This window comes from Gordonia sp. NPDC003585, assembly GCF_040610755.1.
Classification (GTDB): Bacteria; Actinomycetota; Actinomycetes; order Mycobacteriales; family Mycobacteriaceae; genus Gordonia.
Genome location: NZ_JBEXMX010000155.1, coordinates 1 through 5,184, shown reverse-complemented (window position 1 = coordinate 5,184; position 5,184 = coordinate 1). Strand labels below are relative to the sequence as shown.

At 64.2% G+C, this 5,184-nt stretch carries 2 protein-coding genes; both read left to right on the top strand.

The window, feature by feature from the left end; translation table 11 throughout:
• The first annotated feature begins 20 nt into the window (after positions 1 to 20).
• Entirely contained in the window at positions 21 to 4,484 is a 4,464-nt protein-coding gene (locus ABZW74_RS23925) for an RHS repeat-associated core domain-containing protein (RefSeq protein ID WP_355279922.1), read from the top strand.
• A 524-nt stretch (positions 4,485 to 5,008) separates the two neighbouring features.
• Positions 5,009 to 5,184: RHS repeat domain-containing protein (locus tag ABZW74_RS23920; RefSeq protein ID WP_355279925.1), on the top strand; the 176-nt coding region annotated here is incomplete at its 3' end.

Genomic DNA, 5,184 nt, shown 5'->3' with positions numbered 1-5,184 from the left:
AGGCGATCACTCAGACCGCGGTGGATGTGTTGGATGGGCAGAAGGACACGCCGTTTGAGGAGAATCCGAAGGGGTGGAAGGCGTTTTGGAAGTCGGTGGGTAATTGGATTGATGAGCATGCTGATGTGTTGAAGACGATTTCGGATGTGTTGATCACGGTGGGTTCGTTGGTGGCGTTGTTGCCGGGGTTGGGCACGTTGGTGGGTGGGATCATCGCGGGTATTGGTGTGGGTATTGGGTTGGCGTTGACGTTGACGGGGAATATGTCGTGGGGTGAGTTCGCGATGTCGGCGGCCGGTGCTTTTCCAGGGGGTAAGGCGGCGCAGGTCGGGAAGTTGGCCAAGTTCGGTCGGGCGTGTCGGGGTGAGCCTGTGGATATGGCGTCGGGGGATGTGGTCGACACCGATGTGGATGTGCGGATTGATGGGGTGTTCCCGTTTGTGTTCGAGCGTCATTTGATGACGTCGTTTCGGGCGGGACGTTCGTTTGGTCCGTCGTGGGTGTCGTTGTTGGATTGTGTGGTCGAGATCGACCGCGATCAGGTGATGTTCATCGGCCCGGACGGGGCGGGGGTCGGGTTCGGGCTGCCTGAGGGTGACGGCGAGGTCGGGTCGCGGGAGGTGTCGGGGTGGCGGTTGTCGTTTGTGGATGGCGCCTACCGGGTGCGTGATGTTGCTGCTGGTGTCACGTATGTGTTCGCGGTCACGGGTGAGGCGTCGTCGGTGCGGGTGGATACCGCCGAGGACACTGGCACCGAGGGCGCTGGCATCGCGGACGCTGGGTTGGTCGGTGGCGGGGGTGGCGCTGCGGAGGTTTCTGCTGTGTCGGCTGTGGGGGTGCCGGAGTCGTCGTTGGCGGGGGTGACGGATTTTTCGGTGGTGGTGGGGTGCACGGCGGTGGTGCATCACAGTGGTCACCGTTATGAGATTGATTACGATCCGCGGTCGGGTTTCCCGGTGCGGGTGCGGCTTTCGGGTGGTGCGGTGGTGTCGGTGGCCACTGATGCGGTGTCGGGTCGGGTGGTGGGGTTGTCGGTGAGCGATGGGTCGTCCTCGTCGGACATGACGGCGGTGGTGGAGGTGGTGCGGTACGGGTATTCGGCGGCCGATGAGTTGGTGGAGGTGATCAATTCGTCGGGGCAGGCGATGCGTTATGAGTACGACGGTGCGGGCCGGATGTGTGGGTGGACCGACCGTAATGGCACGGCGTATCGGCATCGGTTCGATGGGCAGGGCCGGTGTGTGGCGCAGGCCGGGACGGCTGGTGTGTATGCGAATGCGTTTGTGTATCTGCCGGATACCGGTCCGGATGCGGTCGCTGGTGGCACGGTGTCGGTGATCGTGGAGACCGCTACTGCGATGGATGTTGCCGCGATGTCTACCCCGGGTGGGGGTGGGCAGATCGGTGCGGTGATCGACCGTCTGAGCCGGTTGCCGTTGGTGTCGGCGTTGACGGCCGAGGGCGTCGAGGGTGTGGGTGTGCGGTTGCCGGGTCGGGTGTTCACCGGTGGCGGCGGGCATGTGGCGGCGGGTGAGGCTGTGCTGGCCGGGGTCGATGAGGCGTTGCTGGTTGATGAGGTGTTGGGTGATGTGCGTTTCGAGATGTTCCGGTGTGACCCCGACGGACAAGTCTGGCAAGAAATCAGTGCCGCGGGTGGCATCCGTACGTTGGAGTTTGATCGGCAGCGTGTCGCCCGCGAGGTGGACGCTGCTGGGGTGGTCACGCGGTGGCGTCGCGACCGGGATGGGTTGGTGCTGGCCGAGGAAACCGCCCAGGGTGCGGCCACGAGTATCGAGTACGCGCCGTTGGGGATGGCGACCCGACTGGTCGATGCGGCCGGCCGTGTCACCGAGGTGACGGTGGACGTCGCGGGCAATGTGGTAGCGGTGACCAGGCCCGACGGATCGACCACTCGTTACGACTATGACTACCGCGAGTCGGGGTCGGTGCTGGCGGCGATCACCGACCCGGGCGGCGCGAGGACCGTGATCGAGTCGGATGCGGCGGGCCGTCCGGTACGGGTGATCGATCCGGCGGGTCGGGTGGTGTCCTACGAGCGTGACGTGTTCGGGAACGTGACGTCGGTGCTCGACCCGGAAGGCCACCAGACGCGGCAACGCTGGTCTGCCCACGGCCATTTGCTGGAGCGAGTGCATGCTGATGGTTCTCGCGAGGAAGCAACCTATGACGCCGAGGGCAATCTCGTGGCAGCGGTCGACGAGATCGGCGGCCGCCATGGCGTGCGGTATGGGGTGATGGACGCCACGGCCGAGACCGTGACCGCAGATGGCGCCCTGTTGCGGCTGGCCTATGACTCGCAGCTGCAGATTCGTGAGGTCACCAACCCAGACGGATTGGTGTGGCGATTCGACTACGACCGGGCCGGCCGATTGATCGGCGAGACCGACTACAACGGTGCACACACCACCTATCGGGTGGACGTGGCCAGGCGTGTTGTGGCCCGCATGGATGCGTTGGGGCGCGAAACCACTACCGACTATGACGCGGCCGGCCGGATCGTAGCCACCTCCTCGGAGGTGGACGGGCGCACCGAGTTTCGGTTCAACCGGGCCGGGGAACTGGTGCAGGCTGCCAACGCTGATGCGGTGGTCGATCTTGAGCGTGATCCCGCGTCCGGTGCGGTGATCGGGGAGAGCATCAACGGTATCGTCAGCCGCTGGCATGTTGATCCAATAGGGCGTCGCGCCACCCGCACCGTCGAGGTGCCGGCTGCCGCTGTGGCTGCCGGGCACGGCCGGTGGGTGTCGCAGTATGGGTGGAGTGCCGGTGGCACCTTGTCGACGGTGACCACCTACGCCGACACCTCAGACGGTGACCCCGCCCAGCACGCCGGTACCGGTTCGGGTGCCGGTGTGGTGGATGGATTGCGGTTCGGCTACGACCGGTCCGGGCGCGAAATCTCGCGTGCGATGGGTGCGCGCGCCCATCTGGCGCAGCGTTTCGATGTACGTGACCGGCTGATCGAACAATCCGTCACCACCAGCATGCCTGGGCAGGCACCCGATCTCGAAGGCACACACTCCGGTCCCGCGGTCCGGCCGACGGTGGCCCGGCGGCGCTGGTCGTATCGCCGCGACTCCTATGTCGTGGGTTGCGATGACGCGGTCACCGGCCCCGTGGGCGTCGAGGTGGACGCGACCGGCCGCATCACCGCCTGCACACCTACCGGCAGACCTGCTGTGGCCGAACGGTTTTCCTACACGCCGGCTGGGCTGTTGGACTCGGTGTCGGGTGGGTTGCCTACCGTTGGGGTGGCGTCGTCGCCGGTGGCGGGTCCGGCAGCTACGGGTGGGGATCGTCGGGTGTCGCGGCGGGGCACGTTGATCACCCGGATCGGTCGGGATCGGTTTGTGTATGACGCGGCGGGCCAGTTGGTGCAGCGTCGCCGTCACCGGTTGTCGCGGGGCCCGGAGGTCACCCGCTTCACCTACACCAGTGCCGGGCAGATCCGCACGGTGGTGTGTGCCGATGGCAGCACATGGCGTTACGGGTATGACCCGTTCGGGCGTCGGGTGTCGAAAACGCACACGGCCGCTGATGGACGCTTGTTGGACACGGTGGTGTTCGGCTGGGATGGCGATGATGTGGTGGCCCAAACCAACATCGCCCACACTGCGCGCGGTCAGGTTCCGGCCGGGGCGGCGTCGACCTGGATCTGGACCTATCACCCCGATACGGGCGAGCCGCTGGAACAACACACCCGCCACCACACCCCCACCCACCCCGCCAACGGCAACGACGACGGCGGCGGTCAGGGTGGTACGCACCCGCCGGCCGGCGGGGATCCGGCCGGGTGGTCGCAAGCCCAGATCGATAACGAGTTTCATGCGATCGTCGCCGATCTGTCGGACGCGCCGACCGAGCTGGTCGATCCCGTGTCGGGGCAGGTGGTGGGGCGTGCGACGCGCACGGTGTGGGGTGACACGCGTTGGCAGGGTGTCGGCACCCCGTTGCGGTTTGCCGGGCAGCAGTATGATCCGGAAACCGGTTTGCATTACAACCGGTACCGCTACTACAACCCGGCCACCACCACCTACACCAGCCCCGACCCACTCGGGATCGCACCCAACCCCAACAGTGCCACCGCCTACGTCCACAACCCCCACACCTGGATCGACCCACTCGGACTGGCTTGCAAGCCGCCCAACCCATTCGGGCGTCGTGGATCTCCAGCCCATGTTGCGAGAATCGCCGAAGCAGAAAAGCGACTCGGTGCACGCGGCTACAGAACGGTGTCGGGCGGTTCTCTCCCCGAGCAGCGAATAGCGATCCCTGCAGGCGGTCACAAGGCACAGCGCTTCGCGGACCTCGTCATGCACAACCCGGATAGTGGTCGAAATATTGCAATTCAAGTTGGGCGGGCAACGAAGGGCGGAAACCCAGTGGCCAGAGAGGTAAAGGCAATTTCTGATCTGCGGAGTAGCGGCGCCTTCGACCATGTCTTCTTCCTGAAGTACAATTAGTCATGCCCAAATCGGCCCTGATGACAGCGGACCAGATTGATACTGAGGGATGGCACCGCGGACCAAAGGGAACTAATCGCAATTTTGGTGACTTCACCTTGAACGAAGTCTCTGAAATGTTGCTTAACGTCGACACTCGATTCAGCGGATTCGCGGTGTACGTTGGCCGCGTGTCTCGCAATGGAAAGTTTGAATATCCACTTGGATCCTGTGAGTTCGACGAAATAGCCGACCTGGGTGCAACGGAAGTATTCTATTTGGCAACAGCGATCGATGGTCGGCGTGTTGAGATGGATCGACACTTATCTGCGTATGATAATCGGTCATTCCTTTATGCTGGTGTGCCACTCATTTCGATAGTGGGAGGTTCGTTAAACCTAGTTCGTGTGCGGTCGATCGCTTCGGCGCGCTTCGGAGTGCGATACCTTGAGGACAATGGGTATGCGTCTATCCATCGGGCACTCACGAGAGAGGCAAAGAGTCGCTCGCGCTGAGCTGAACGTCGCTGGCGTTATGACACGCAGTTGCAGGTTCGTGAGGTCATCAACCCGGATGGTTTGGTGTGGCGGTTCGACTACGACCGGACCGGTCGGCTGGTCGCCGAAACCGATTACAACGACGCGCACACCCGCTACGAGGTGGATGTGGCCGGGCGGGCGGTCGCCCGGATCGATGCGTTGGGTCGACGGACTGACACCAC